This window comes from Nonomuraea sp. NPDC049714 (assembly GCF_044465295.1).
GTDB lineage: Bacteria > Actinomycetota > Actinomycetes > Streptosporangiales > Streptosporangiaceae > Nonomuraea.
On sequence record NZ_JBITLM010000017.1, the window covers coordinates 72604 to 97210 of the forward strand.

The 24607-nt window shown below is 69.5% G+C and carries 28 protein-coding genes, 2 tRNA genes, 1 other RNA gene and 1 pseudogene; 17 read left to right on the top strand and 15 right to left on the bottom strand.

Annotated elements, in window-relative coordinates:
- Window position 1 precedes the first annotated feature (1 nt).
- Both ACIBQX_RS44330 and ACIBQX_RS44335 read left to right on the top strand, forming a co-directional pair.
- Entirely contained in the window at window positions 2-301 is a 300-nt protein-coding gene (locus tag ACIBQX_RS44330; RefSeq protein ID WP_397015650.1) for an antibiotic biosynthesis monooxygenase family protein, read from the top strand.
- A gap of 1 nt (window position 302) precedes the next feature.
- Window positions 303-1139: an SDR family oxidoreductase gene (locus ACIBQX_RS44335; RefSeq protein ID WP_397015652.1), complete on the top strand. Its 837-nt coding sequence runs from the start codon at window positions 303-305 to the stop codon at window positions 1137-1139.
- Here ACIBQX_RS44335 and ACIBQX_RS44340 read toward each other — a convergent pair whose 3' ends face one another.
- The 6 genes from ACIBQX_RS44340 to upp form a co-directional block, all read right to left on the bottom strand.
- Complete coding sequence (locus ACIBQX_RS44340) at window positions 1140-1814, bottom strand: FadR/GntR family transcriptional regulator (RefSeq protein ID WP_397015654.1); 675 nt, start codon at window positions 1812-1814, stop codon at window positions 1140-1142. It lies immediately after the preceding gene.
- Between the two features lie 103 nt (window positions 1815-1917).
- Window positions 1918-3261 carry a helix-turn-helix domain-containing protein gene (locus ACIBQX_RS44345; protein ID WP_397015656.1) on the bottom strand — a complete coding sequence of 448 codons (1344 nt, stop codon included), beginning with the start codon at window positions 3259-3261 and terminating at the stop codon, window positions 1918-1920.
- Window positions 3262-3357: 96 nt separating this feature from the next.
- The gene (locus tag ACIBQX_RS44350; RefSeq protein ID WP_397015658.1) at window positions 3358-3891 is read right to left on the bottom strand and encodes a PH domain-containing protein; all 534 of its coding nucleotides are present in this window, start codon (window positions 3889-3891) and stop codon (window positions 3358-3360) included.
- Complete coding sequence (locus tag ACIBQX_RS44355; RefSeq protein ID WP_397015660.1) at window positions 3888-4046, bottom strand: hypothetical protein; 159 nt, start codon at window positions 4044-4046, stop codon at window positions 3888-3890. Before ACIBQX_RS44355 ends, ACIBQX_RS44350 begins: the two co-directional genes overlap by 4 nt.
- A 96-nt stretch (window positions 4047-4142) precedes the next feature.
- Window positions 4143-4367: a hypothetical protein gene (locus tag ACIBQX_RS44360; RefSeq protein ID WP_189137508.1), complete on the bottom strand. Its 225-nt coding sequence runs from the start codon at window positions 4365-4367 to the stop codon at window positions 4143-4145.
- Between the two features lie 132 nt (window positions 4368-4499).
- Complete coding sequence (upp, locus tag ACIBQX_RS44365) at window positions 4500-5138, bottom strand: uracil phosphoribosyltransferase (protein ID WP_397015662.1); 639 nt, start codon at window positions 5136-5138, stop codon at window positions 4500-4502.
- Window positions 5139-5294: 156 nt separating this feature from the next.
- Here upp and ACIBQX_RS44370 point away from each other — a divergent pair, with 156 nt between their 5' ends.
- The 4 genes from ACIBQX_RS44370 to ACIBQX_RS44385 all read left to right on the top strand — a co-directional run bounded on the left by ACIBQX_RS44370 (window position 5295) and on the right by ACIBQX_RS44385 (window position 6845).
- Window positions 5295-5804, top strand: a complete 510-nt coding sequence (locus ACIBQX_RS44370) for a tRNA adenosine deaminase-associated protein (RefSeq protein WP_397015664.1) — start codon at window positions 5295-5297, stop codon at window positions 5802-5804.
- 15 nt (window positions 5805-5819) lie between these two features.
- Complete coding sequence (locus ACIBQX_RS44375) at window positions 5820-6293, top strand: tRNA adenosine deaminase-associated protein (RefSeq protein ID WP_397015666.1); 474 nt, start codon at window positions 5820-5822, stop codon at window positions 6291-6293.
- On the top strand, window positions 6290-6745 hold the full coding sequence (tadA, locus tag ACIBQX_RS44380) for a tRNA adenosine(34) deaminase TadA (protein WP_397015668.1): 456 nt from the start codon (window positions 6290-6292) through the stop codon (window positions 6743-6745). The genes ACIBQX_RS44375 and tadA overlap by 4 nt, the downstream gene beginning before the upstream one ends.
- Window positions 6746-6755: 10 nt before the next feature.
- A tRNA-Ser gene (locus ACIBQX_RS44385) sits at window positions 6756-6845 on the top strand.
- 39 nt (window positions 6846-6884) lie between these two features.
- Here ACIBQX_RS44385 and ACIBQX_RS44390 read toward each other — a convergent pair.
- From ACIBQX_RS44390 to ACIBQX_RS44400, 3 genes are read right to left on the bottom strand one after another with little or no spacing between them, the layout of a single operon-like run.
- Window positions 6885-7286, bottom strand: a complete 402-nt coding sequence (locus ACIBQX_RS44390) for a TIGR03668 family PPOX class F420-dependent oxidoreductase (protein WP_397015670.1) — start codon at window positions 7284-7286, stop codon at window positions 6885-6887.
- A gap of 30 nt (window positions 7287-7316) precedes the next feature.
- Complete coding sequence (locus tag ACIBQX_RS44395; protein WP_189137501.1) at window positions 7317-7613, bottom strand: type II toxin-antitoxin system VapB family antitoxin; 297 nt, start codon at window positions 7611-7613, stop codon at window positions 7317-7319.
- 48 nt (window positions 7614-7661) lie between these two features.
- Entirely contained in the window at window positions 7662-8489 is an 828-nt protein-coding gene (locus ACIBQX_RS44400) for a neutral zinc metallopeptidase (RefSeq protein ID WP_397015672.1), read from the bottom strand.
- A 153-nt stretch (window positions 8490-8642) separates the two neighbouring features.
- Between ACIBQX_RS44400 and ACIBQX_RS44405 the strand changes: the two genes are divergently transcribed.
- The 3 genes from ACIBQX_RS44405 (at window position 8643) to ACIBQX_RS44415 (ending at window position 10870) form a co-directional block, all read left to right on the top strand.
- Window positions 8643-9242 (top strand): LysE family translocator, encoded by a 600-nt coding sequence (locus tag ACIBQX_RS44405; RefSeq protein ID WP_397015674.1) that lies wholly within the window; start codon window positions 8643-8645, stop codon window positions 9240-9242.
- 77 nt (window positions 9243-9319) lie between these two features.
- A complete protein-coding gene (locus ACIBQX_RS44410) occupies window positions 9320-10072 on the top strand; it encodes a DUF4097 family beta strand repeat-containing protein (protein ID WP_397015676.1) in 753 nt (250 codons plus the stop codon).
- A 30-nt stretch (window positions 10073-10102) separates the two neighbouring features.
- A complete protein-coding gene (locus ACIBQX_RS44415) occupies window positions 10103-10870 on the top strand; it encodes a phosphotransferase family protein (RefSeq protein ID WP_397015678.1) in 768 nt (255 codons plus the stop codon).
- Window positions 10871-10937: 67 nt separating this feature from the next.
- Here ACIBQX_RS44415 and ACIBQX_RS44420 read toward each other — a convergent pair whose 3' ends face one another.
- From ACIBQX_RS44420 to ACIBQX_RS44430, 3 genes are all read right to left on the bottom strand, one after another.
- Window positions 10938-11744, bottom strand: a complete 807-nt coding sequence (locus ACIBQX_RS44420; protein ID WP_397015680.1) for a methyltransferase domain-containing protein — start codon at window positions 11742-11744, stop codon at window positions 10938-10940.
- 74 nt (window positions 11745-11818) lie between these two features.
- The gene (locus ACIBQX_RS44425) at window positions 11819-12688 is read right to left on the bottom strand and encodes a hypothetical protein (RefSeq protein ID WP_397015682.1); all 870 of its coding nucleotides are present in this window, start codon (window positions 12686-12688) and stop codon (window positions 11819-11821) included.
- Between the two features lie 200 nt (window positions 12689-12888).
- Window positions 12889-12976, bottom strand: a tRNA-Ser gene (locus ACIBQX_RS44430).
- 119 nt (window positions 12977-13095) lie between these two features.
- On the opposite strand from ACIBQX_RS44430, the gene ffs reads away from it, so the two are divergent.
- Window positions 13096-13191, top strand: an RNA gene (gene ffs, locus ACIBQX_RS44435) — signal recognition particle sRNA small type.
- A 30-nt stretch (window positions 13192-13221) separates the two neighbouring features.
- A pseudogene (locus ACIBQX_RS44440) lies at window positions 13222-14817 on the top strand (DNA polymerase III subunit gamma and tau); the annotation flags it as partial.
- A 1404-nt stretch (window positions 14818-16221) separates the two neighbouring features.
- On the opposite strand, the gene ACIBQX_RS44445 reads toward ACIBQX_RS44440, so the two are convergent.
- On the bottom strand, window positions 16222-17142 hold the full coding sequence (locus tag ACIBQX_RS44445) for a helix-turn-helix domain-containing protein (RefSeq protein WP_397015684.1): 921 nt from the start codon (window positions 17140-17142) through the stop codon (window positions 16222-16224).
- 126 nt (window positions 17143-17268) lie between these two features.
- On the opposite strand from ACIBQX_RS44445, the gene ACIBQX_RS44450 reads away from it, so the two are divergent.
- Window positions 17269-17994 carry an alpha/beta fold hydrolase gene (locus ACIBQX_RS44450; protein WP_397015686.1) on the top strand — a complete coding sequence of 242 codons (726 nt, stop codon included), beginning with the start codon at window positions 17269-17271 and terminating at the stop codon, window positions 17992-17994.
- A 16-nt stretch (window positions 17995-18010) separates the two neighbouring features.
- On the opposite strand, the gene ACIBQX_RS44455 is transcribed toward ACIBQX_RS44450, so the two are convergent.
- Window positions 18011-19441 carry a GAF domain-containing protein gene (locus ACIBQX_RS44455; protein WP_397015688.1) on the bottom strand — a complete coding sequence of 477 codons (1431 nt, stop codon included), beginning with the start codon at window positions 19439-19441 and terminating at the stop codon, window positions 18011-18013.
- Window positions 19442-19762: 321 nt separating this feature from the next.
- Between ACIBQX_RS44455 and ACIBQX_RS44460 the strand changes: the two genes are divergently transcribed.
- The 5 genes from ACIBQX_RS44460 to ACIBQX_RS44480 all read left to right on the top strand — a co-directional run bounded on the left by ACIBQX_RS44460 (window position 19763) and on the right by ACIBQX_RS44480 (window position 23654).
- The gene (locus ACIBQX_RS44460) at window positions 19763-20113 is read left to right on the top strand and encodes a YbaB/EbfC family nucleoid-associated protein (protein ID WP_101787598.1); all 351 of its coding nucleotides are present in this window, start codon (window positions 19763-19765) and stop codon (window positions 20111-20113) included.
- Between the two features lie 3 nt (window positions 20114-20116).
- Window positions 20117-20716, top strand: coding sequence for a recombination mediator RecR (recR, locus tag ACIBQX_RS44465; RefSeq protein ID WP_397015690.1), 600 nt, complete (start codon window positions 20117-20119; stop codon window positions 20714-20716).
- A complete protein-coding gene (locus tag ACIBQX_RS44470; RefSeq protein ID WP_397015692.1) occupies window positions 20709-21239 on the top strand; it encodes a DUF5063 domain-containing protein in 531 nt (176 codons plus the stop codon). Before recR ends, ACIBQX_RS44470 begins: the two co-directional genes overlap by 8 nt.
- An 85-nt stretch (window positions 21240-21324) precedes the next feature.
- Window positions 21325-22599 (top strand): aspartate kinase, encoded by a 1275-nt coding sequence (locus ACIBQX_RS44475; protein WP_397015694.1) that lies wholly within the window; start codon window positions 21325-21327, stop codon window positions 22597-22599.
- Window positions 22596-23654, top strand: coding sequence for an aspartate-semialdehyde dehydrogenase (locus ACIBQX_RS44480; protein WP_397015696.1), 1059 nt, complete (start codon window positions 22596-22598; stop codon window positions 23652-23654). The genes ACIBQX_RS44475 and ACIBQX_RS44480 overlap by 4 nt, the downstream gene beginning before the upstream one ends.
- 21 nt (window positions 23655-23675) lie before the next feature.
- On the opposite strand, the gene ACIBQX_RS44485 is transcribed toward ACIBQX_RS44480, so the two are convergent.
- The gene (locus tag ACIBQX_RS44485) at window positions 23676-24575 is read right to left on the bottom strand and encodes a hypothetical protein (protein WP_397015698.1); all 900 of its coding nucleotides are present in this window, start codon (window positions 24573-24575) and stop codon (window positions 23676-23678) included.
- Between the last annotated feature and the right edge of the window lie 32 nt (window positions 24576-24607).

Consider the following 24607-nt stretch of genomic DNA (forward strand, 5'->3'; position numbering starts at 1 on the left):
TATGACGACAACGGTAGAACTCACCCGCTTCCGGGTGCCTCCCGAGCGCGCTGACCAGCTGCTGGCGGCACGACCGGGCATGATCGCGGACTTCCGGGCCGACCGCGCCGGCTTCCTCGGCGCCCGGCTGGTCCGCCTGCCCGACGGCGAGTGGCTCGACGTCGTGGAGTGGCGATCGCCGGACGACTTCGCCGCCTCCCGGGCCAAGGGGGCCAACCTGCCGGGCATCCGTGCCTTCTTCGACCTGATCACCGAGGTGGTGTCCACGGAAGAGGGCACCACGCATGAGAGCGAGATCTGACATGACCACCTTGATCACCGGTGCCACCGGGAACGTCTCCGGCGCACTCCTGCGAGCCCTGCCCGGCACGGACGACGTCCGGGTGCTGGTCCGCGATCCCGCCAGGGCGCCCGCCGGCGTCGAGGTCGCGGTCGGCGACCTGGACCGGCCACAGACGTTGCGGGAGGCGTTCAAGGGCGTGGACGTGCTGTGGCTGCTGACCGCGATGGGTCCCCAGGCGCCGCATGCGAGCATGAACGCCGTATGGGCGGCCCGCCAGGCCGGCGTGCGGCACATCGTGCGCATGTCGGCGATCGGCGCCGCCCACGACGCCCCCACCCGCAACGGCCGCCTGCACGCGCTGTCAGACGCCGAACTCGCCGCCTCCGGGCTCGGCTGGACCATCATCCGACCGGCGTTCTTCATGCAGAACCTCTTCGGCTCGGTGAGCGGCGACACGCTCTACGGCCCCACGGGAGAGGGCCGGATCGGCTTCATCGATGTCCGCGACATCGCCGAGTTCGCCGCCGAGGTGCTGAGCGATCCGGCGGTTCACCACGGCAGGACCTACACCATCACCGGCCCGGAGAGCATCTCCCTGCGCGAGGCGGCCGCCCGGCTGACCCGCGTCCACGGCACGCCCATCGGCTACGAGCCGGTGTCGCCGGAGGCGGCTCACCAGGCGATGCTCACGGCGGGCCTCCCGGAGTGGCAGGCGGAGGTCAACGTCGAGTACGCCCAGGCGTACGCGTCCGGTTGGGGCGACTACACCACCCCTGACTTCGCGCAGGTGGTCGGCCACCAGGCTCGCACGTTCGAGGACTTCGCCGCCGACCACGCCGAGTGGCTGCGCTCGTGACTAGGCGTCGGTCAGGGCGATGAGGATGTGCTCCATGCACGCGTGGCCGGCCCGCTCCGCGGCGGTGGCGTCGCCGGCTGCGATGGCGCGGGCTATCGCGTCGTGCGGGATGTAGCTCTTGTTGAGCGAGGTGCCCGCCGCGGTGATGCTGGCCCGCAGCGCGGCCGAGAAGTCCTCGTACAGGTCGATGAGCACGAAGTTGTGCGTGGCGTGCGCGACGGCCATGTGGAAGGCCAGGTCGGCCTCGACGAAGAGGTCGGGGTCGTCGGCCTCCCAGGCCTTGTCCCGCTCGGCGAGCGCCGCCTCGATGAGGACGATGTCCTCGTCGGTGCGCCGGGTGGCGGCCAGGCGGGCGGCCTCGATCTCAAGAGCCCGCCGCACCTCCAGGATCTCCAGCTGCTCGGCCTGCCGCAGCCGCCTGAGCATGGCCCCCGAGAGCTCGCTGGTGGCGCGGACGTAGGTGCCGTCACCCTGCCGGCACTCCAGGAGTCCGGCATGAGTGAGCGCGCGCACGGCCTCGCGAACGGTGTTACGTCCGACCCCTAGCTGCTCCGCGAGCACGGTCTCGGTCGGGATCTTGCCGTTCATCGGCCACGACGCTGAGGTGATCTGCTCCTTGAGCTGGTCGATCACTTGATCAACCAGCGAAGCCCGCTGCGCTGTACGCAGACTCACAGTCGCGCCTCCTCCGGGGGAAACCAATCATCCTATGAGTCAATGACTGGAGAACCCTAGTCTACTCCAGGCCTGAAGAAGACGGCCTGGAGCCCCCCGGAGGTCAGTGGGAAAGCGGGGCGTCGACCGTGAGCCCGGCCATCGTCGAGCGGACCCCGGCGGCTTCGAGGGCCTTGCGATAGGCGGCCGTCTGCTGGGCGCGGTCTCCCACCTGGCCGTACAGGTCGCCGAGCTCGCGCCAGCAGCGGGCGGCCGGCCGGTCGGAGCCGAACACCTGCCGGTCACGGTCGGCCAGCAGGGTGCGGGCCTTGCCGAGGTGCGTGGCCGGGTCGCCGCCCAGACCGAGCGCGACCGTGGCGAGCACCAGGTTGGCCTCGGCCGGGGCCGTGCCGGGAGCGTCGGGCAGCAGGTCGAGGGCCTCGCCCGCGAGCTTGCCCGCGAGCGCGGCGTCGCCGGCCCGCAGCTGGACCCTGGCGCGCACGATGAGGCTCTCGCCGTGCTCGCGCTCCCTGCCCGTGGCCGTGGCGAACGTGTGCGCCGCGGCGCCGGACAGCCGCTCCGCCTCGCTCAGGGGAGCGCTCTCCAGTCGGGCCCAGTGCATCGCGGTCCTGGCCAGCTGTAGTGCGAGCCGCTCCTGACGGCCGGCGTTGACGGCGTCGTCGGCCAGCCGCACGGCCAGCGCGGAGTCGTCGCCCGCGGCCGCCGCGCTGCTCGCCTGCCAGAGCGCGTGAATCTCTCCGGAACGGTCCACAATTTCAGGAACCCCGGCGACGTCCAGCACCTTCTTGACATAGGCGAGCTCGGCGGACTGCCCCTCACGGTCGCCGCGCGCCACGACCAGCGCGGCGGCCAGGTCGATGGCGATCTCGCCCTGGGTGATGGACATCTGCTCGGCCTGCTCCAGCGCCTTGCAGGCGAGGTCACGGGCCCGCAGCCGGTCGCCGGCCCGCTGGTAGCAGCGGCTCAGCGCGACGGTGAGCGGCAGGTCCGCCAGGCGCTCGGGGTGCGCGGCGGCCTCCCTGCGCAGGCGCTCGAACGCCTCGACCGCCTGGCCGAGCCGCCCCTGCGCCTCCAGGGCACGCGCTCTGCCCAGTCGCGCGTGCGCGGTGAGCATGGCGTTGTCCTCGTCGGCCGCCTTCACGATCTCCGTGTAGCGCTCGGCGGCCACGCCGGGATCGCCGTGCTGTAGCTCAAGCTCCGCGTGACGCAGGCCGAGCTCGGTGTCGATGCGCTGCCGAGGCTCGATCCCGTGCAGGAGGAACTCGGTGGTGCACCCCAGCCTTTCGGCGAGGAGCCGTGCGACGACGGGAGTCGGTGTGCGCTTACCCGACTCAATGAGCGAGACATAACTGTCCGACAGGTCGGGTCCGGCCAGCTGGGCCTGCGACATGCGCCTGTTCAGCCGCAATCCTCGGACGCGGTCACCGATGGTTCCCTGACTCGGCATCTCATCTCTCAAGGCGGGGAAGGGTCAACAACACGCAATGATTGCATGAAGTAGCCGAATCGGGTATCCCCGCGTGAAGAATTCTCCAAGCGGAGATTAATCGTCGCCGTCGTCCTTGCCTGGGAAAAGCATCTGGCAGACCTCCAGGTAGAGGGTCTCCGGATACGGAATGTACTCGACGTTCGACAGGGCCTGGTCCTGACCGGCGGACTCGAGGATGAACTCTCCGTAACCGAGCATGCGCCCAACCAGAGATCGTTGGAAGCTCATGTCGGTGACTTTTCCGATCGGCATCATCGCGACCTTGCGCGTGATGAGGCCCGTGGTCAAGAGCATCCGTTTCGAGGTAACCACAAAGTAGTCGACCGACCACTCCGCGACTTTCCAGACAAAACGGATCAATAGCAGCAACCAGAGCCACCACACGACCACGAGAGCCGTGCCACCCCCCGCGCTTCCGCCGAAGAACCTGCTGAGCAGTCCGGCGATGATCAGGCCGCCGAACACCTCGGCGATCGGACGCAGCAGCACGGCGGGGTGACGCCGCACCATGATGACCTGTTGTTCGTGGGGGAGGAGGTAACGGTTGACCGACGACGGAGCAGAGTCCCCGTGGGTCACAAGTCTCATGCGAGTTGGTTCACGAATTGAGCCAGCGAGTCTGCCGCGTTGAACACGGTGTCGAACGCCCCTCTGACCGCGTCAGCGGCATCAGATGGTCGTGCGAACAGGTAGTACGCGACAAACGCGACACCACCGTATGTCAGGACTTTTTTGACCTGCACTGTCGCCTCCGTACACTTACCCACTCCGCCCGCCCTATACATTACCCACCCTGTAGCCCGGGTAAAGGTGGCATCGCGAGCTAGTTTCGATCTTGCCTAGCCACGTTCGCTGGCCACCAGGGCCAGAACGTGGAGATGCTTGCGCGCGATCCGCTCGACGAGACTCGGATGCGCGTAGCCTGTGACCTCCAGCGCGCCGTAGTGCGCCGCGTCCACGCAGCGCGTTACGGTGGCAGCGGAGTGGACACCCGCGAACTCCTCGCGAAGCGCCGTCTCCACTTCCGCGTACGGATTCGGATCCGCCTCGGTGCGATCGTTCACGAGAACACCCCGGCGATCGGACAAACGCTCATCCTGCTCCCCCACCAGCGGAAGTTGCCTTCCTCACTCTTCGTACCCATGCAAACACAGTATGTAACGAAGAGGGTGCTCCGCGTGAAGGAAAAGGGCCTGTCAGGCCACGCCGTAGAGGCGGTCTCCCGCGTCGCCGAGGCCCGGCACGATGTAGCCGTTCTCGTTGAGCCGCTCGTCGAGCGCGGCCGTCACCACCCGGATCGGCTTGCCGCTGTTGGCGAACACCTCGTCCATGTGCGCCAGGCCCTCGGGCGCGGCGAGCAGGCACAGGGCGGTGACGTCGACCGCCCCCCGGTCGAACAGGAACTGCACCGCCGCTGACAGCGTGCCGCCCGTGGCCAGCATCGGGTCCACGACGTAGCACTGCCGCCCCGACAGGTCGTCCGGCAGCCGGGTGGCGTACGTCTCGGCCTGCAGCGTCGACTCGTTGCGCACCATGCCCAGGAACCCGACCTCGGCCTTGGGCAGCAGCCGGGTCATGCCGTCGAGCATGCCCAGCCCGGCGCGCAGGATCGGGACGACCAGTGGGTACGGCTTGGCCATCCGCACGCCGTCGGCCGTGGCCACCGGGGTCTCCACGGTCACGTCGGCGACCCGTACATCTCGCGTGGCCTCGTACGCCAGCAGCGTCACCAACTCGTCCGCCAACCGGCGGAAAGTGGGCGAGTCGGTGCGGACATCGCGCAGCGCGGTGAGCTTGTGAGCCACGAGCGGATGGTCGACGACGAGGGTTTCCATAAAGGACAACGCTATCTTGTGTGGAACGTACCGACACGATGCGTCCGCTGTTTTGATCACAATTTGGTCGGAGGGGCACGCGCCGGCCGGTCAGGTCTGGAACGATTGGAAACCGAAGAGGCTCTGTACTGACAGGGTCGGGTGTGGGGGATCGCGATGACAGACGAAGACGCACTTGATTTCGCCATCGTGGTCTATCTCGAGGACGACTGCTGGGACGCCGAGCTGCTGCCTGCCGCGCTCACGTCCGATCTGCACGGCCTGATCAAGGCCCTGCGCCAGCAGCCGAGCGAGAGCGGCACGATTGGCCTGGTCGCCGTGGGGGATGAGTTCTTCGTGGCGCTGCGCGTACTCGGCGAACGGGTCGATGTCTTCCTCTCCGACATCGCCGCGTCGTGGGATTTCCCGCTGGCCGAACAGGTTCTCGACTACCTCGACGTGCCGGTTCCCGACGAGGACGAGCTCGACGAGATCCTCCAGGACGAGGACACCGCGCTGCCCGCCGGCGACCTGTCGATCTTCGCTGACCTCGGACTGGACGAGATGGAGCTGGGCATTCTCTCCGGCGACGTCGATCTGCTGCCCGACGAGGTGCTGTCCAGCATCGCCGCACGGCTCGGCTTCTCCGAGCCGTTCGAGCGGGCCATCGAATCGGTCTTCGACTGACCCCCTGGAGCGCACATGGCGAACACCTTCTCCGCGGCCTTCGTCAAGACCTCCGGCGGCTGGAGCGGCGCCGAGGTCGACCTGCGTGATTCCGAGATCGTCGACGACTTCGGCGACGCCGTGGTCGAGGCGCTCGGCCTGGCCGGCGACGAGCTCGCGCTGCTCTGCGTCGAGGTGGAGGACGAGTGGTTCTCCATCGTCCGCTACCGCGGCGACGAGGAGCCCCGCGTGTTCCTCTCCGACGCCCACGCGATCCTCTCCGACCACCTCGGCGAGCTGTTCGCCGAGTTCGCGGGCGTGGCTCCCGACAAGGAGGCCACCGAGCTCGGCGTGCGCCCGGCAGGCGACTTCGAGCTGCTCAGCGACCTGGGTGTGACCTCCGAGGAGCTGCTGGAGCTGAGCATGGAGGAAGGGATGCTGCCGGCCGACATCCTCTCGGTGCTGGCCGAGCGGCTGTCCTTCGCCGACGAGCTCGACCGCTTGCGGTGAACCACGCGGACGCGATGCGTCTCGCCCTGGACGAGGCCGCCGCCGCGGGAGCCAGGGGCGAGGTGCCCGTCGGCGCCGTGGTGCTCGACCCGCTCGGCGAGGTCCTCGCCGCCGCCGGCAACGACCGCGAGAGCGCCGCCGACCCCACCGCGCACGCCGAGGTGCTCGCCCTCAGGCAGGCCGCCCGGCGGCGCGGCCAGTGGCGGCTGACCGGCTGCACGCTCGTCGTCACGCTCGAACCCTGCACCATGTGCGCGGGAGCCGCCGTCCAGTCGAGGATCGACAGGATCGTGTACGGCGCGGTCGACGACAAGGCGGGAGCCGTCGGCTCGCTCTGGGACGTCGTCAGGGACCGCAGGCTCAACCACCGCCCCGAGGTCGTCATGGGCGTGCTGGCCGAGGAGAGCTCCGCGGTTCTCAAGAAGTTCTTCGCCACTCGGCGGATCCGGTAAGCTCGTCGACGGTGGTGTCGCCTAGTGGCCGAGGGCGCACGCCTCGAAAGCGTGTGATGGGGCAACTCATCCGTGGGTTCAAATCCCACCACCACCGCCACCCGAAAAGGGCCCCCGATCTCTCGGGGGCCCTTTTCGTTCACTGAGCCGACCACCCTCGCCAGCTGTCGACCGTGATGGTGACGACAGGCCCCTCCGGCGGCCGGTCCCGATACTGCTCATAACGATCCGCCAGCCGCTCGATCCATCGAGCGGGATCCCCGGCGATGGCGGCCCGGCCGTCGGCTCTGACCCACCACAGGCGAGACCAGTCGTCGTCGTAGTGGTCGACCAGCAGGCAGACGCGGTCGTTCTCGGCGATGTTGCGCAGTCGCCGGAGGTGCGTGGTGGTCTTCGGCTTGTGGTCGACGGCGAACGCGATCACGTCCCCGTCCACGGCGAACACGATCGGCACGAGATGCGGGGTCCCGGCCGCGTCCACGGTGGCGAGCGTGGCCGTCCGCGCCGCTACGAAACGTTCGCGAGCGGTTGCCTGGTCCATGGGTGCCATTGAACCGCGAGCGGTTTCGGGTCAGCTCGGCAGTTCGAGAACTCTGGCGTGCAGGATCGAACGCTGGTGCAGAGCCGCGCGCAGTGCCCGGTGCAGGCCGTCCTCAAGGTAGAGCTCGCCCCGCCACTGGACGACGTGGGGGAACAGGTCGCCGTAGAAGGTGGAGTCGGCGGCGAGCAGCGAGTGGAGGTCCAGCATGGCCTTGGTGGTGATCAGGGAGTCGAGCCGGACCTGCCGCGGGGGTATCTGGGCCCACTCGCGGTTGGACGTGCCGTGTTCGGGATAAGGGCGTCCGTCGCCGACGAGCTTGAAGATCACCCCACTGATTTTAGGCGTGATTTCGATTACTTGCGTTCTCGGCGGAGATCAAACCAGCTCGTCGGCCGTGCATCGGGCGGAATTTCCGGTTGCGTATCCGCGCTGGAAGGCGGCCACGCGCTGTTTCGAGCTGCCGTGTGTGAACGACTCGGGATCGACCCGGCCACCGCTGCGTCGCTGAATCCGGTCGTCGCCCACGGCGGCCGCCGCGTCGAGCGCCTCGGCGATCTCGGTGTCGGTGAACGGCTTTTCGTAGAAACCGCCTTCGTAGGCGTTCTTGGCCCACACGCCCGCGTAGCAGTCGGCCTGCAGCTCGACCGCCACCGAACTGCCGCCTTCCAGGGCGCCGAGCAGGTTCTGCACATGGTGGCCGTACTCATGGGCGATGACGTACGCCTGCGCGAAGGGGCCGCCCTGGGCGCCGAACCGGCTCCGCAGCTGGTCGAAGAAGCTCAGGTCCAGGTAGACGCGCCGGTCGCCGGGGCAGTAGAAGGGGCCGACGGAGGAGTCGGCATCCCCGCACGCGGTGCGCACGCCGCCTGAGTACAGCACGGTCTTGGCCGGGCGGTAGGTCGGCAGCTCGGTCTTCCAGTAGTCCTGGATGCTGTTTACCACGCCCACGACCTGGCACTTCTCCGTCTGGTCGGCGTCCTTGCCCGTCTGGCACCGCTCGGCCAGGTTCGCCGGGGGCTGTCGCTGGGCGGGCTCGACGCCGCCGCCCACGTTGTTCAGGACGAAGACCAGGACGAGCGCGATCAGGCTGACGATGCCTCCGCCGCCCATGATCACGCCGCGCGGGAACCTGCCGCCGCCGCCTCCTCCACCGGCATCCTCGACCTGTGAGGAGTCGAGGTTGACGTCGTCCCTGAAGTCCATGGCGTGTCCCTTCCGCTGGGGTTGCCAGGTGGCAACTTCCCCGAAAGGGAGGTCGGAATGCCTCTGGCCCCGGCCAAGGGCTCAGTCAGAGCTTGCCGTTAATATGCCGATATGACGGGTGGAATGTTAGGGATTGCCCTGGTTTCCCTGGGCATGGTTCTCACACCAGGGCCGAACATGATCTACCTGGTCTCCAGGTCGATCACCCAAGGCCGCAAGGCGGGGCTCATCTCGCTCATGGGCGTCTTCCTGGGTTTCACCACTTATTTGACGGCCACCTGCCTGGGCCTGACGGCCATCTTCGCCTACGTGCCGGCCGCGTACACCGCACTGAAGCTCGCCGGCGCCGCCTACCTGCTCTGGCTCGCCTGGAACGCGGTCAAGCCGGGCGGCACCTCGGCGTTCGAGACCCGCGAGCTGCCTGTCGAGCCGGCCCGCAGGCTGTTCGCCATGGGCCTGTTCACCTGCCTGCTGAACCCCAAGATCGCGATTCTGTACCTGTCGTTGCTGCCGCAGTTCATCGACCCCGCCATGGGCCACGTCCTGCTGCAGAGCCTGGCGCTCGGCTCGGCGCAGATCGCCGTCGGCACCCTGGTCAACGGCCTGATCGTCATCTCGGCGGGTGGCCTGGCCGCATTCCTCGCCAGCAGGCCGCTGTGGGTGCGCGCGCAGCGCTACTTCATGGGCACCGTGCTCGGCGGCATGGCCGTCCACCTCGCCACCGACCGCTCCAAGGCCCTCACGACGGCCTAGCCCTCTCATAGGCACTCAGGGAGGTTTCAGGGTCGTCCCGGACGCTGCTCCGGCCGCCTTGCAGGAGACTCGGTGCCATGAGCATTCGGAGATCAGGTGTGGTCGCGGGATCGCTGGCGCTCGCGGCGCTGTTGACGGGATGTGGTCTCGCCGGGCCCGTCAACAGTGACACGGCGTCCTACGACGTCGCGGACAAGGTGACCGCGATCGAGGTCGAGACCGACTCGGGCCAGATCGAGGTGATCGAGTCCGACCGGGCGGGCATCCACGTGACCGAGCACCTCACCTGGCAGAAGAGGAAGCCCACCACCACCCACGAGACGCAGGGCGGCACCCTGGTGCTCACCTTCACCTGCCCCGGTGGCTGGATGGCCGGCAACTGCGACGTCGGCTACCAGGTCGAGATCCCCCGGGGGCTGCGCGTCAAGACCGTCAGCGACTCGGGCAAGGTGACGCTGCGGGATCTGTCCGGCGACGTCGAGGCGGCCACCGACTCGGGCGCGATCGAGGCCGACGGGCTCACGGGCAAGCAGGTCGTCTCCAAGAGCGACTCGGGCGCCGTCACCCTCGCCTTCGCCGCCCGGCCCGGCAAGGTGGAGACGTCGACGGACTCGGGCGCCATCACCCTCGCCTTCGCCGCCCCGCCGGACAAGGTCGTGACGTCGACGGACTCGGGCAAGACCGTGGTACGGGTGCCCGAAGGCCCGTACAACGTCGTGTCCACCACCGACTCCGGCAACGAGCACCTGAACACCGTCCACGACCCCTCGGCCCCGCGCTCGCTCACCCTGACCAGTGACTCCGGCGACATCGACATCCTGCCTTCCTGATCCCGGGGTCTCGGCAAGAGAGGAAAGCGTGTGGGAGATCACGAGATCGAGCTGCGGCACGATGTGGTGATCAAGCGATACGGATCGACCGGCCATGACCAGCCCGAGCGGGAATGGCGAGCCCTGGAACTGCTCGACGCGTACGCGCCGGGGCTAGCGCCCGCCCCGGTGAGCGCCGAGCCGGACGCCGACCCGCCGACCGTGGTGATGTCCAGGCTCGCCGGCGTCGCCGTACGTGGACCGATCGGCGGACATGTGGCCGACGCCCTGGCCGGGGCCGTGACGAGAGTCCAGCACGCGATTCCCCGGCCAGCGCTGGAGCGGGTGCCGGCGCGTGCCGGACATCCGGTCGAACTCCTCCGGCAAGTATTGGCCTGGTCCGCGACGGTTCCTCCCGGCGGAGACCCTGCGGTCGCTGACGTGCTCGGCCAGGCTGCGAGCTGGGTGGAGCAACCGAGGCTGGAGGAACTGCTGGCGCGGCCCGGCACTCCGGTGTTCGGCACCGGCGACGGGAACCTGGCCAACTACCTGTGGGACGGAACCGATGTCCGCGTCATCGACTTCGAGTACTCCGGCCGCAGCGACCGTGCCTTCGAACTGGCCGAGGTCATCGAGCACATCTCGGTCTGGCGCCACGGCCCCGCCGGCATGACCGCCGTGCTGGAGCGCCTGGACCTGACCGCTGAGGAGGCCGGCAGGCTCACCGAGTGCCGTCGCCTCCTCGCGCTGTACTGGCTGCTGCGGACTCGCGGGGACACCCAGGCCGATCAGGCGAAGCGGATGTCGGCTCTGCTGTAGATGCCTCCTTCCAGCTCTGCACTACCTCACCTGGCTACTGAGCGGGGCGAGGACCGCGAACAGGTGGCTAGCCGTCCGAGCCCGCGGCAGACGGCGGCACTTCGGCAACGAAGAACAGGAAGCTGAGTTTTCCCGAGAAGTCATCGAATTCGTCGGGGAACAGCTCACGGACGGCCGGGTCGAGTTGCGGCTCGCTGATGACGGCAAGGCGGAACCCGGCGGTGGTGAAGGCATCGGTCATCGCGTGCAACGGCCTGCGCCAGAAGGTCATCGGGAAGGACTGTCCGTTGAACGTCCATTCGTCGGCGTAGCTGGTGGTCGCGAAATAGTCGGGCCGAGGACTCTGGATCATGTAGTCCACGAAAGGATGGTGGACCGACGCGATCAGTCGGCCGCCGGGCCTGAGCACGCGCCGCATCTCGGCCAGCGTCGGCGCCCAGTCCTCCAGGTAGTGCAGCACCAGCGACGCGACCACGTCGTCGAACGCCCCGTCGGCGAACGGCAGGCGGTCGCCGAGGTCGACCACGCGCAGGTCCGCGTCGTCACCGAGCCGCCGCCTGGCCAACGCCAGCATCCCGGCGCTGGCGTCGACGCCGGTGACGACGGCACCGCGGTCGCGTAGGGCAGCCGACAGGGGGCCTGAGCCGCAACCGGCGTCCAGGATCCGGCGGCCGGCCACATCCCCGGCGAGCGTGACGATCGCGGGCCGCGCGTAGTGCGCGTTCAAGATGTTGTTCTCGGTCTCCGCGGAGTACGCCTCGGCGAAGTCGTCGTAGTCATTCACCCGGGCCGGATCCGCAGCTCGGGTCGCGGCCGAACCCCGGGCAGGAGGCCGTGTCGCGGAATCTTCGGGCACCTCGGTCACGCGGTCCATCGTCGTAGCCTAGCGATCTGGCGAAGCGATGCCCCGATCGTTTCCAGCGCCGTGATCGGCTATCCGGCGGGGCGTCAGGCGGGCGGCGCCAGCCGTCGTACCCGATCAAGAAGTGCGTTGTCCAGATCCCCTACCAGCCCCCCGTTGTTCACCGAGGGCCGGCAAGGGGAAAGGATGCGCACCCAGGCCGGCGGTCCCTCCGCATAGCCGAATTGCAGTAGGAACATCTCCCGTCGTCCGCCGCCGACTTCCTGGCACGTGTTGCCGCCCGGTTCGGCGTCCAGCGAGTTCAGCCCCGCTGCCAGCTCGCGCGCCTGCTGTTCTCCATGCTCCAGCCCGCGAGATGGGCGGGGTGTGGAGTTCCCCTTGTGGCGATCTCGACAGACCAGCACCTTGATCGCCCCATCGGGCACCATCTGCTCATTCTGTCCCCGCCGTCGGGTCGCCGGGTCGCAAGGGTCCTTCGGCGGGAGGAGCGCCCAGGTCCCGGTGCGGTAGGCAGTGGTGATGCTGGGCCCGACGTACGAATCGCTGACGACCGTGCCATTGGTGGTCGTGACGCAGGAGTTGACCTCTTCGGCGCTGCCCACCCACAACGCCTGGCCGTCGGGGTAGGCGAACCGGATGAGGTAGTTGGTCATCCGCCCGCCCACCAAGGTGCAGGCTTTTTCGAGGCGATCGGTGGTGACCGGAAGGTATCCCAGGTCGTAGGCCATCGACTTGGCCTGGTCGGTCAAGATCCGTGATCCGGCGAGTGACTCCCCGCCCGGATTCGAGTTCAGGCCGGGGTAGGCGCAGATCAACGCGCTCGTGGGTGTACCGGGGACGAGCGAGTCCTCGACTCCGTCGAGGCCCGCGGCAGCCGGCACCCAGTGGCCGATCTCGTCGCCGTCCCATCGCTGTGGACACGAAGCAGGCACCGGCGGCGCGGGCTCGCCGACCATGCCCGGAACCACGACGACCGCGGCGAGAAGCAGGACCGCCGCCAGGACGATGCCGCTCCAATGAAGGGGCTTCACATGCCGATGACGTTCCCCGCCTACCCACCGGTTCACCGAACGGAAGCTCGAAGCCGAGCAGCTCATCCGTTGAGACCAGGAAGCCGACAGGGGTGCGCCGTGATCACGGCGCACCCCTGCTGAGCTGGCGGAGGATGGGGGATTTGAACCCCCGAAAGGTTGCCCTTTACACGCTTTCCAAGCGTGCGCCCTCGGCCACTAGGCGAATCCTCCGTCGATGAGCTTACCGGACTTCCAGAGGTGTGGTGACCATCATTTCCCGCCGCAAGCCGTACGAGATTTCCTGTCGCGAAGGGCTGGAGCGAGCACTGCCGTGTCCCGCTAGACTGTGGAAGGACCCCTCGCGCGGCGTCATCCTGTGAACCTCCCCAGGGCCGGAAGGCAGCAAGGATAAGCGGGCTCTGGCGGGTGTGCGAGGGGTCTCTTCGTTGGGAGCCCCTCGCAGGCGGGATGGTCGCATGAGCCTTGCGCTTTACCGCAAGTACCGGCCCGGGACCTTCGCGGAGGTCAAGGGCCAGGAACACGTCACCGACCCGCTGCGGCAGGCGTTGCGCACGGGCCGCATCAACCACGCCTACCTGTTCAGCGGCCCCCGCGGATGTGGCAAGACCTCCAGCGCCCGCATCCTGGCCCGCTCGCTCAACTGCGAGCAGGGCCCCACGCCCGACCCCTGCGGCGTCTGCGAGTCCTGTGTCGCGCTCGCCCCGACCGGGCCCGGCCACCTCGACGTGATCGAGATCGACGCCGCCTCCCACGGTGGTGTCGACGACGCGCGTGACCTGCGGGAGCGGGCCTTCTTCGCGCCGGTGTCCGCGCGCTACAAGATCTACATCATCGACGAGGCGCACATGGTGACCCGCGAGGGTTTCAACGCGCTGCTCAAGCTCGTCGAGGAGCCCCCGCCGCACCTGAAGTTCATCTTCGCGACGACCGAGCCGGAAAAGGTCATCGGCACCATCAAGTCGCGGACCCACCACTACCCGTTCCGGCTGATGCCGCCCGCGACGCTCCGCGCGCTGCTGGAGGAGATCCTCTCCTCGGAGAGCGTCCCGTTCGAGCCGCCCGCGCTGCCGCTCGTCGTCCGGGCCGGCGCCGGATCCGCGCGTGACTCGCTGTCCATCCTGGACCAGCTCCTCGCCGGGGCCGACGACGAGGGCATCACCTACGCCAAGGCCGTCTCGCTGCTCGGCTACACCGACGGCGACCTGCTGGACGAGGTCGTCGCCGCCTTCGCCGCGCACGACGGCGCCCAGGTCTTCCACGCCGTCAACCGGGTCATCGAGGGCGGCCACGACCCGCGCCGCTTCGCCGCCGACCTCCTGGAGCGCTTCCGCGACCTGGTCATCCTCGCGAACGTCCCCGAGGCGGCCTCCAGCGGCCTGCTCGACCGCCCGGCCGACGAGCTGGAGCGGCTGGTCCAGCAGGCCGCCTCGATGGGGCCCGCCGAGCTCACCCGCGCCGCCGAGATCTTCAACAACGGCCTCACCGAGATGCGCGGCGCCACCTCGCCGCGCCTCCTGCTGGAGCTCATGTGCGCCCGCGTCCTGCTCCCGGCGGCGGCGCAGGGCGAGGCCGCCCTGCTCGTCCGCCTGGAGCGCCTCGAACGCGGCGGCGCCGTGGCGCACATGGCCGCCCGCTCAGCCGCCGCACAGGCAGGTCCTGGTACGCGTGCCGTCCAGGCCGGTCCTGGTACGCCTGCCGCGCAGGATGGTCCCGGTACGCGGGCCGTACAGGATGGTTCTGGTGCGCAGGCCGGCTCCGGCGCGCCTGCCGGACAGGATGGTCAGGCCGCGGCTGCCCACGGTGCCACGGTCAACACGCCGAGCGGGCAGGCGTTCGACCCCTCGGGGGCGGACACCCAGGCGCGGCGGGCGGCTGACGACTGGCCCGAGGCGGCTCGTCCAGGGGCTCCGGCGGCGCAGCCGGCCCCTGCCGCGCCACCCGCTCACGCCCCGTCCGGTGTCACGGCGGGTGGTACGGCCACGATCCAGCAGCAGTGGCCGGTGGTTCTGGCCGCGCTGAAGCAGCGCAGCATCGCGGCCTGGTCGAACGTGAGCACCAACGCCCAGGTGGTGGGCGTCGAAGGCAACGTGGTCACACTCGGCTTCCTGCAGGTCGGCGCGATGAAGAACTTCACCGGCGGCGGCAAGGACGCCGTGGTGGCCAGTGCGCTGGGCGACGTGCTCGGGGGCACCTGGCGGGTCGAGGCGGTGGTGGGCGGAGGTTCCGCGCCGCAGCAGACCTCACGCGGCCCTCAGTCCGGGCCGCACTCCGGGGGGCCTTCGGGCGGTTTGTCGGGTCCCCACTCGGGCGGGCCCGCGGGCCCGCATCCCGGTGGACCTTCGGGTACGCATCCGGGCGGTCCGGCCGGGCCGCATTCGGGTGGTTCCGTCCGCTCATCCTCGGATGCCCATGCGGGCCAGGGTGGTGCGGCAGGCGGCCACACGGGCGCTTCGGCGGACCCGCAAGGAGAGCAGCCCGGCTCAGGGCAGCCCGGCGCGGGGTCCGGCTGGGGTGCGGAGCCGTCCGGTGCGGGGCCCGGCTCGGGGCTGTCTGGTACGGCGTCCGGTTCGGGGGAGTCCGGCAGCGTGGGGGCGCAGGCGGGCGATGCCGCTGGGGGGCAGTGGGGAGTGGCCGCGGGTTCGCACGCGGGCTCACCGGTGGGTGCCCTGGGCGGGACGCAGGCTGATGGTGGCGTCGCGGTGCAGACGCCTCAGGGTGTCGCCGTTCAAGCCGACGGTGCGGCGTCGCCGGCGCGGAGCCGTACGGCGTTGGACGAGGCTCGTTCGACCGGTCCTTCGTCGTCGGGCGGCCCTCAGACGACGGACGAGTCCTGGCCGTCCGCCCCTGACGATCCCGGGCCGGGGTCGCCTCCCACGCCCGACCCCACCCAGGCGTCGGCGGGTGCGGGGCACCGAGGGGGAGGGGCGCCGGGCACCGGCCTGGCCGCCGCCCGTTCGGCCGCCAGAGCCGCCGCCCAGGCGGGTCCCCGCGTGGCCGGCGCCCGCAAGGCACCCTCCCAGAGCCCTCAGGGCTCCCAGGGCTCTCCGGCCTGGCCGGACGCCGTCCCGGGCCGTGGCAAGAACGCCTACGCCGACGACGTCGACCCGCTGAACGACGCGGGCGCCGATGTCGACGCGGCATCGGGCATGGCCCTCCTCCAGCGCGAGCTGGGCGCCCAGGTGATCGGCGAAATCGACCACTGACGCCTCACGGCAATACGGACGACTCCGTGCGGCGAGATCGTTGATCTCGGACGCTTTTCGCCATGGATGGTTCTTCGGGTGAAGGTGCTGGCGCATGGCGTTGACCGGAGGTGCCGGACGGCTCGGGTGGGCATGCAGGTCCCCGGTTCGTATCGCCTGCTGGTGGCGGGCTTGCCGACGGCCCTCCTTGCCCGCTGCTGGCGGGCTTGCCGACGGCCTCGTTTCTGCTCGGTACCGCGCTGAAGGTCCTCGTCACCGTCCGGGAGACGGCTGCGGCTTGTGCTCGGCCGCCGGCTCGCCCCGGTCGGCCGCTCCCGCCTGGTCGTGGGGGGTTGCGTGCTGAGGTGCGGGCGGTGTCTGGGTGATGGAGGCGAGGAGGGCTAGTTTGTCGGCGTTGTCGGTGCCGGGGTCCGGGTGGTAGATGACGAGCGTCCGGCCGGGCGCGCCGCCGATGCCCAGCCTCTCCCGGTGCAGGTGCAGGCCGCCGACCTGGGGGTGGTCGATGCGCTTGGGGGCGCCTTCGCACGCCTCTACGTCGTGGCGGGCCCAGAGGCGGCTGAAGCGGGGGCTGGAGAGGGAGAGCTCTCCGACGAGCTCGATGAATCGAGGGTCGTCCGTGTCGGTGCCGACGGAGTCGCGGAAGCCCGCGACCATGCCCCCGGTGGCGTTCTCCCAGTCGGGGTAGAGGGCCTGCTCGGCGGGGTCGAGGAAGATGTCCCGCAGGCGGTTGCCTCCCGCCACGAGGCGCGGGGACAGGGCGGTCGCCAGGGCGTTGGCGGCCAGGACGTCGAAGTAGCGGCCCTCGACGTACGCGGGGAGCGGGAGCGTGGCGACGAGCTGGGTGATGCCGGGAGGGACGGTCTCCTTCCGGGGCCGGCGTCGGCGCCGGCGGGGTTTGTCGGCGCCCAGGCGTAGCAGGTACGCCGTCGCGTCGTCGTCGAGTCGCAGCACGCGGGCGAGGGACTCCAGGACCTGCACGGAGGGGTTGCGGTCGCGGCCCTGCTCCAGGCGCAGGTAGTAGTCGGCGCTGATGCCGGCGAGCATCGCGACCTCTTCCCTCCGCAGGCCCGGCACGCGCCGTACCCCCATAACGGGGATGCCGGCCTGCTCGGGGGTGACGAGCTCACGGCGGGCACGCACGTAGTCGCCCAGCGGGTTCGATTCGTCGCGCATCTCTCCACCGTAGTTCGCGCGACCGGGTGGGTGCCTGGTCCTGTCACCCCCAGGACCGCGGGGGCTCTGGCTCCGGCGGAGCACGGGCGGCAGCGTGGTCGGCGGCCCATCGAAAAGGAGCGAATCATGGCAACATATCTGCTGGTCCACGGTGCCTGGCATAGCGGGCAGTGCTGGGAGCGGGTGGTCCCGTTGCTGGCGTCGGCCGGACATCGGGTGATCGCGCCGTCGCTGACCGGTTACGGCGACAAGGCGCATCTGCTCGGCCCCGAGGTGGGGCTCGACACGCACGTCGACGACATCGTCAGTCTGATCACCGAGGAGGACCTCACCGAGGTGGTCCTGGTGGGACACAGCTACGCCGGGCTGGTCATCTCGTCCGTGGCCAACCAGGTCCCGGATCGGATCGCACGCTTGGTCTACCTCGACGCGATGGTCCCGGAGGACGGCGAGAGCGCGGTCGATGCCCAGCCCGTGACCCAGACCCTGATCGACCTCGCCGTGAAGTCCGGCACCGGCTGGCGGGTGCCGCCGCTCCCCGAGATGCCGCCGCCCTTCGGCCTGTTCGGGGTGACCGACCCGGCGGACGTCGCCTGGTTGCGCGCGATGCTGTCGGATCAGCCGGTGCGCTGCCTTCAGCAACCGGTCCGGCTGGACAACCCGGCCGTGAACGCGATCCCACGGGCGCACATCCACTGCACCGCCGGCGTGCCGGAAGGCATCACCCGTCGGCCCGTGCCCGCGATCCAGCCCAACGGCGACCCGGCGCAGGTGTGGGAGCTGGCGACCGGCCACGACTGCATGATCACTGTGCCGGCCGAGCTCACCGACCTCCTGCTCAAGCTGGGCTGACCGGCCGGGCGAGCCGCTAGCTGGTGCGGAGGCGGGCGCGGGCGGCGGCGGCCCGGGGATCGGCCGGGGGGAGGGCCCTGATGATGCGTTCGAGGACCTGGAAGTCCTCGCGGCCGTTGGCGGTCTGGGCGTAGGCCCACAGGTCCTGGGGGGAGCCCCGCTGGAGGAGGCAGGTGCGGACCTGGACTTCGAGCTCGTCCCGTTCGCGGCGGATCTCGGGGGACTCTGAGCGGGGCAGCAGGGGGCCGGGGTAGGCACGGGCCAGGGAGGCGGGATCGTTGGCCGTCAGCAGGCGGCGTAGGTCCAGGAAGTCCGCTTCCACGGGAGAGGTCAGGTGGTACGGCTTGGCGTCGATGGCGGCGCCGAGCTGGGCGCGCAGGCGGTGGATCTCGGCTCGGATGGTGACCGGGTTGCCGTCGTCGCCGTACAGGTGGAAGGAGAGCTGCTCGGCGGTCAGGCCGCGCGGATGAAGGGCGAGGAGGGCGAGGATCTCGGCGTGGCGGAGGGAGAGCGGGAGCTTGCGACCGCTGAGGACGGCCGAAGGCGGGCCGTCGCCGAGGAGGCTGAGGGTGAGCGGGGGCGGCGGGGCGTCGGGGGTGGGGCACAGGAGGTAGCCGTCGGAGTAGGGCTCCAGGAGCGCCACGCGGCCGTCGCGGAGGATCATGCGCTCGCCGGTGGCGGGCAGGTCGATGCGGTCGCCCAGGTGGCCGGCCGGGTCGCCGGCGATGACGCGGCCGCTGGGGGAGAGCAGGATGGCCGAGCCGCAGCGCGCGGACTCGTAGCGGCGGCGCAGGGACTCGTCGCGCTCGTGCATGCGCAGGGTGAGCTGGGTCTCGGCCAGCCTGGCCGTGGCGCCCACCAGGGCGATGGTGGCGGGGTGGAGGCTGGGGGCGGTGCCGCTGACGTCGACGCAGCCGAGGATCCGGCCGGTCTCCGGGTCGATGATCGGGGCGGCGCTGCACGACCAGATGTGCAGCACGCGCATGAGGTGCTCTTCGGAGTAGACGTGCACCGGCCGCCGGGTGGCGAGGGCGGTGCCGATGCCGTTGGTGCCGACGGTGTCCTCGGACCAGCGGTGCCCGTCGGCGAGGCCCACGCGGTCGGCGCGGCTCAGGGTGGTGGGGTGCCCGTCGCGCCACAGGACCAGGCCCTGGTCGTCGGTCACGACCATGATGTGCTCGCTGTCGTTGGCCGCCTGCTGGAGCGTCTGGGTGAGCAGGGGGAGCAGCGGCTGGAGCGGGTGGGACTCGCGTACCTGGTCAAGGTGGGCGGGGCCGTAGGCGAGGGGGGCGGCCGTGGCGTCGGGATCGATGCCGGCGGCCATGGAGCGTCGCCAGGACGCGCTGATCAGCCTGCGGGGCACGGTGGGCGTCAGTGCCTCTGACGTCACCGTCTCGTGCGCCGTGCGCAGAAGGCGGGAGTATGCGTCAAGGTGAGCGTAACTCATCGGCCACTCCAAGTAATCAACGCCTATGGCGAGCATCCGTGGTGCGGGCCTGCCTGCGCAACCCGTTCGGGGGATTGCTTAGGGTGATTGAATCATCGCAACGTGTGTGCAACGTTCTCGTGGCTAGCGTTCCGGTGCAACGCGTCGGCGTGGTGCGGCCGCTCCGGTCGACGTGCGGCCGGGTCTCGGGCACTGGAGGGGGGCCGGGACCCGGCCAGACCGGAGCCGTGCGAAACACCTGTATGCCCCCAGTACATGACGAGGCACAAACACCGTAGGCTCGTGGCAGTCAAGAACCGGAGCCACGAGGAGCGCACGACGGTGAACCCAGGGGATGTCAACCTGCAGCAGCTGCTGGAGCAGGCACAGCTCATGCAGCAGCAGCTTGTGAGCGCCCAGCAGGAGCTCAACGACGCGCAGATCGAGGGCTCGGCCGGCGGCGGCCTGGTCACGGCCGTCGTCAACGGCTCGGGCGAGCTGCTCGAGCTCAAGATCGATCCGAGCGTCATCGACGCCGCCGACCCGCAGGACACGGCCGACACGATCGCCGATCTGGTGATCGCCGCCGTGCGCGACGCGGTCAGGGCGGCGGCCGATCTGCAGCAGGAGAAGCTCGGTCCGCTGGCCCAGGGCCTGGGCGGCGGCGGCCTCGGCCAGTTGCCAGGGTTTTAGACGATGTACGAAGGGGTCGTCCAGAACTTGATCGACGAGCTGGGCCTGTTGCCCGGCGTCGGTCCCAAGAGCGCGCAGCGAATCGCGTTCCACCTGCTGGCGGCCGATCCTGCCGACGTCAAGCGGCTGGCGCACGCGCTGTTGGAGGTCAAGGAGAAGGTCCGGTTCTGCCGGACGTGCGGCAACGTGGCGGCCGAGGAGGAGTGCCGCATCTGCCGCGATCCGCGCCGCGACACGCACGTGATCTGCGTGGTGGAGGAGTCCAAGGACGTCGTCGCGATCGAGAAGACGCGCGAGTTCCGCGGCACCTACCACGTCCTCGGCGGCGCGATCAGCCCGATCGACGGCGTCGGTCCCGAGGACCTGCGCATTCGTGAGCTCATGACCAGGCTGGCGGACGGCCGGGTCACGGAGCTCATCCTCGCCACGGACCCCAACCTTGAGGGTGAGGCGACGGCTACTTACCTGGCCCGTCTGGTCAAACCGATGGGCATGAAAGTGACACGACTGGCCAGCGGTCTGCCTGTCGGCGGTGATCTCGAGTACGCCGACGAGGTGACCTTGGGCCGCGCGTTCGAGGGACGGAGGCTGCTGGATGTCTGACGAGTGGAGCGCCCTGGCGGAGGAGATCGCCGGACACGCCCAGAACTATGTGGACGGCCTGGCGAGGGTGGCCGGCGGCGAGGGGGGCGACGCCATCTGGTCGCTGCTCCTCGTCGAGGTGGCGCAGGTGAGCCTGGCGGGAGCCAAGCTCGGCGCCAACCAGGACGTGATCCTCTCCGGCAACTACGAGCCCCCGCTGGGCGAGGATCCCGACATCGACGGGGTGCGCACGGCGCTGGGCGAGTTGCTGGAGGCGGTGGACGACTACGCCGAGGTGTTCGATCCGTACAAGGACACCTCCGTGACGCCCTACCGGCTCTCGGACGACCTGACGGCGGTCGCCGCCGACCTCATCCACGGGCTGCGCCACTATCAGGCGGGCCGGCCGCACGAGGCCCTGTGGTGGTGGCAGTACTCCTACTTCAACACCTGGGGCAACCACGCGGGCGCGGCCATGCGCGCGCTGCAGGCCCTGGCCGCGCATTCGCGGCTGGACGTGGCGGAGGAGGCCACCACCGCCTAGAGGCGTCCACATAGTGGTCTAGACCTGAGTGGCATGAGACAGCCCAAGTAGACTGGCAGCTCACAGTCCAGACCGGGAGACTCTCGTGGCCCTCGTTGTGCAAAAGTACGGTGGTTCGTCCGTTGCCGACGCGTCCTGCATCAAGCGGGTCGCGCAGCGCATCGTCGCGACGAAAAAAGCCGGCAACAGCGTGGTCGTCATCGTCTCCGCGATGGGCGACACCACCGACGAGCTGCTCGACCTGGCCGAGCAGGTGTCGCCGCTGCCTCCGGGCCGCGAGCTCGACATGCTGCTGACCTCCGGGGAGCGCATCTCGATGGCGCTGCTGGCGATGGCGATCGCCAACCTGGGCCACGAAGCCCGCTCGTTCACGGGCTCGCAGGCCGGGGTGATCACCGATTCGACACACGGCAAGGCGCGCATCATCGACGTGACGCCGAGCCGCATCCGTGAGGCGCTCGACCAGGGCCACATCGCGATCGTGGCCGGCTTCCAGGGCGTCTCGCAGGACACCAAGGACATCACCACGCTGGGCCGTGGCGGCTCCGACACCACCGCGGTCGCGCTGGCGGCGGCGCTGGAGGCGGATGTCTGCGAGATCTACACGGACGTGGACGGCATCTTCACCGCGGACCCGCGCATCGTGCCCGGGGCCCGCCAGATCCCCAGGATCTCCTACGACGAGATGATGGAGATGGCGGCCTGCGGGGCGAAGATTCTGCACCTGCGGTGCGTCGAGTATGCTCGCCGGTTCGACCTGCCGATTCACGTACGAAGCTCTTTCAGCAACAGGGAAGGCACGTGGGTCGTCTCCGACCCTTACACCGAAGGAACCGAGATGGAGCAGCCGATCATCTCCGGCGTCGCGCACGACCGGAGCGAGGCCAAGATCACTGTTGTCGGGGTGCCCGACAAGGTCGGTGAGGCTGCCGCGATCTTCAAAACCCTGGCCGACGCCGGGGTCAACATCGACATGATCGTGCAGAACGTCTCGGCCGCGGCGACGGGCCGCACCGACATCTCCTTCACGCTGCCGACGACCGACAGTTCGACCGCGCTGACGTCGCTGAAGAAGATCCAGGGAGACATCGCCTTCGAGTCTGTGCTCTTCGACGACCAGATCGGGAAGGTGTCGCTGATCGGCGCGGGCATGCGCTCGCACCCCGGCGTCACGGCGACGTTCTTCGCGGCCCTCGCCGACGTGGGGGTCAACATCGAGATGATCTCCACCTCGGAGATCCGCATCTCCGTGATCGTCGAGCAGGACGGTGTCGACGCGGCCGTGGCCGCCGCGCACCGCGCCTTCGATCTCGAGTCCGACCAGGTCGAAGCCGTTGTGTATGGAGGTTCAGGACGATGAGCAGGCCCAATCTCGCACTGATCGGCGCCACCGGCGCCGTCGGCACCGTCATGCGGGACATCGTCTCGACGCGGGACGACATCTGGGGTGAGGTGCGCCTGGTGGCCTCCCCGCGCTCGGCGGGCAAGGTGCTCCAGGTCCGCGGCGAGGACGTGGTCGTGCAGGCGCTGGCGCCCGAGGTGTTCGACGGCATCGACATCGCCATCTTCGACGTGCCCGACGAGGTGTCGGCCGTCTGGGTGCCGATCGCGGCCGAGCGTGGCGCGATCGCCATCGACAAGTCCGGCACGTTCCGGATGGAGCCCGACGTCCCGCTGGTGGTGCCCGAGGTCAACCCTCAGGACGCGCGCGACCGGCCGCGTAACATCGTCTCCACGCCCAACTGCACCACGCTGTCGATGATGGCGGCCATCGGCGCGTTGCACGCGGAGTATGTGCTGACCGAGCTCGTCGTGGCCTCCTATCAGGCGGTGTCGGGTGCGGGCGTGGCGGGCTCGGCCCGGCTCTACGACGAGGTCGAGGCGCTGGCCGGTGACCGCACGATCGGCCAGGTGGCCGGTGACGTGCGCAAGGTGCTGGCCAACAAGCTCCCGGAGGAGTCGCCGTTCCCGGCGCCCGTCGCGTTCAATGTGGTGCCGTGGGCGGGATCCTACAAGGACGGTGGCTGGGCCTCCGAGGAGCTCAAGCTCCGTAACGAGTCCCGCAAGATCCTCGGCATTCCCGACCTGAAGGTCTCCGCGACCTGTGTCAGGGTGCCGGTGATCACCACCCACTCGCTGGCCGTGCACGCGCGCTTCGAGCGCGAGATCACGGTGGCCGACGCGCATCGGGTGCTGGAGGCGGCGCCCACGGTGGTGCTGAGGGACGACCCGGCCAACGGCGTCTACCCGATGCCCGCCGACGTGGTGGGCACCGATCCCACCTACGTGGGCCGGGTGCGTCAGGCGATCGACTTCCCCAACACGCTGGACCTGTTCGTCTGCGGCGACAACCTGCGCAAGGGGGCCGCCCTGAACGCGGCGGAGATCGCCGAGCTGGTCGCCTCGGAGTTCTGACCGGATCCTGGGGCATCCTGTTCATCGGAAGAGGATGTCCCAGTGGTCGCCCTCGTCGGCGTAGATCGAGCCTGACGGGGTGCGGTACAGCGGGGAACCATCACTCCGCATCCCGGTTCGATCGTAATTTTTGGTTATATAGCGATCGATGCACTGATTGTGTGAGATGTCAGCCTTGTAGCCCGCGCCATGGCTCAACGGGCCGGGCGCGTGGCCTGCTTCGGTGCCGCCGGTGACCATGACCGGACACCCGCTGCGCTGCTTGAGCTCGATGAGCCCCGAGACGGTCGACGTCCGGACCGCATCCAGCGAGGTGCAGTAGCGCAGCCGCTTGTTGCTGCAGTTGCCCGTCGATCGCCAGCGCAGGCCCGCCCCCTTGAGCCAGCGGGAGGCGCTGGCGTGGGACAACTGCACTGTCGCCTGCCTCGGCAGGGCGCGGTGCAGGTTCACCAGCGGCCGGTGGGCCTGCTTGGCCCGTGGCCGCGCCGACCACTTCCAGCCGGTCCCGGCCTGACCCGCGCGCGCTTCGGGGCGTCGCTCGCGAGGGGCCGCCTGCTGGACGGGCCGCACGTTATAGGTCTCCTCCAGGGCTGTCGCGGCCTCGGCGGGCGCGGCGTGCCATCGAGGAGCCTTGTACGCCCCCCCGAGGTGATAGACGCGAACGATCGGGGCCGGCGCTTGTCGTGGCTCTTCCACTGGCGTGATCGGTGCGGCGGAGGCCGCGGACGCCAGTGCGATTATGGAGATTTCGAGAGCAAAGAGCGCGACCACGAGGAGCCGCACTGTCCTACGTATCCACATGTCGATGCCTTTTCGCGGAATAGCCCTTCCGCTGGAATCATCAATCCCACTGTTCATGCCGGATAACCCCTGCCACACCAGGATCTTTGCCTTGTGGCGCCGATCACCGTGCGGCTTCATGACCTAACCGCGCATTAAGCCGTAAAGTGACG

What these genes read in the sequence shown, in the direction of transcription:
- ACIBQX_RS44330 (WP_397015650.1), top strand. Translation starts at nt 2, where the DNA reads ATGACGACAACGGTAGAACTCACCCGCTTCCGGGTGCCTCCCGAGCGC.
- ACIBQX_RS44335 (WP_397015652.1), top strand. Translation starts at nt 303, where the DNA reads ATGACCACCTTGATCACCGGTGCCACCGGGAACGTCTCCGGCGCACTC.
- ACIBQX_RS44345 (WP_397015656.1), bottom strand. Translation starts at nt 3,261, where the DNA reads ATGCCGAGTCAGGGAACCATCGGTGACCGCGTCCGAGGATTGCGGCTG.
- ACIBQX_RS44350 (WP_397015658.1), bottom strand. Translation starts at nt 3,891, where the DNA reads ATGAGACTTGTGACCCACGGGGACTCTGCTCCGTCGTCGGTCAACCGT.
- upp (WP_397015662.1), bottom strand. Translation starts at nt 5,138, where the DNA reads ATGGAAACCCTCGTCGTCGACCATCCGCTCGTGGCTCACAAGCTCACC.
- ACIBQX_RS44370 (WP_397015664.1), top strand. Translation starts at nt 5,295, where the DNA reads ATGACAGACGAAGACGCACTTGATTTCGCCATCGTGGTCTATCTCGAG.
- ACIBQX_RS44375 (WP_397015666.1), top strand. Translation starts at nt 5,820, where the DNA reads ATGGCGAACACCTTCTCCGCGGCCTTCGTCAAGACCTCCGGCGGCTGG.
- ACIBQX_RS44390 (WP_397015670.1), bottom strand. Translation starts at nt 7,286, where the DNA reads ATGGACCAGGCAACCGCTCGCGAACGTTTCGTAGCGGCGCGGACGGCC.
- ACIBQX_RS44400 (WP_397015672.1), bottom strand. Translation starts at nt 8,489, where the DNA reads ATGGACTTCAGGGACGACGTCAACCTCGACTCCTCACAGGTCGAGGAT.
- ACIBQX_RS44405 (WP_397015674.1), top strand. Translation starts at nt 8,643, where the DNA reads ATGGTTCTCACACCAGGGCCGAACATGATCTACCTGGTCTCCAGGTCG.
- ACIBQX_RS44410 (WP_397015676.1), top strand. Translation starts at nt 9,320, where the DNA reads ATGAGCATTCGGAGATCAGGTGTGGTCGCGGGATCGCTGGCGCTCGCG.
- ACIBQX_RS44420 (WP_397015680.1), bottom strand. Translation starts at nt 11,744, where the DNA reads ATGGACCGCGTGACCGAGGTGCCCGAAGATTCCGCGACACGGCCTCCT.
- ACIBQX_RS44425 (WP_397015682.1), bottom strand. Translation starts at nt 12,688, where the DNA reads ATGGTCGGCGAGCCCGCGCCGCCGGTGCCTGCTTCGTGTCCACAGCGA.
- ACIBQX_RS44445 (WP_397015684.1), bottom strand. Translation starts at nt 17,142, where the DNA reads ATGCGCGACGAATCGAACCCGCTGGGCGACTACGTGCGTGCCCGCCGT.
- ACIBQX_RS44450 (WP_397015686.1), top strand. Translation starts at nt 17,269, where the DNA reads ATGGCAACATATCTGCTGGTCCACGGTGCCTGGCATAGCGGGCAGTGC.
- ACIBQX_RS44455 (WP_397015688.1), bottom strand. Translation starts at nt 19,441, where the DNA reads ATGAGTTACGCTCACCTTGACGCATACTCCCGCCTTCTGCGCACGGCG.
- recR (WP_397015690.1), top strand. Translation starts at nt 20,117, where the DNA reads ATGTACGAAGGGGTCGTCCAGAACTTGATCGACGAGCTGGGCCTGTTG.
- ACIBQX_RS44470 (WP_397015692.1), top strand. Translation starts at nt 20,709, where the DNA reads ATGTCTGACGAGTGGAGCGCCCTGGCGGAGGAGATCGCCGGACACGCC.
- ACIBQX_RS44480 (WP_397015696.1), top strand. Translation starts at nt 22,596, where the DNA reads ATGAGCAGGCCCAATCTCGCACTGATCGGCGCCACCGGCGCCGTCGGC.
- ACIBQX_RS44485 (WP_397015698.1), bottom strand. Translation starts at nt 24,575, where the DNA reads ATGAAGCCGCACGGTGATCGGCGCCACAAGGCAAAGATCCTGGTGTGG.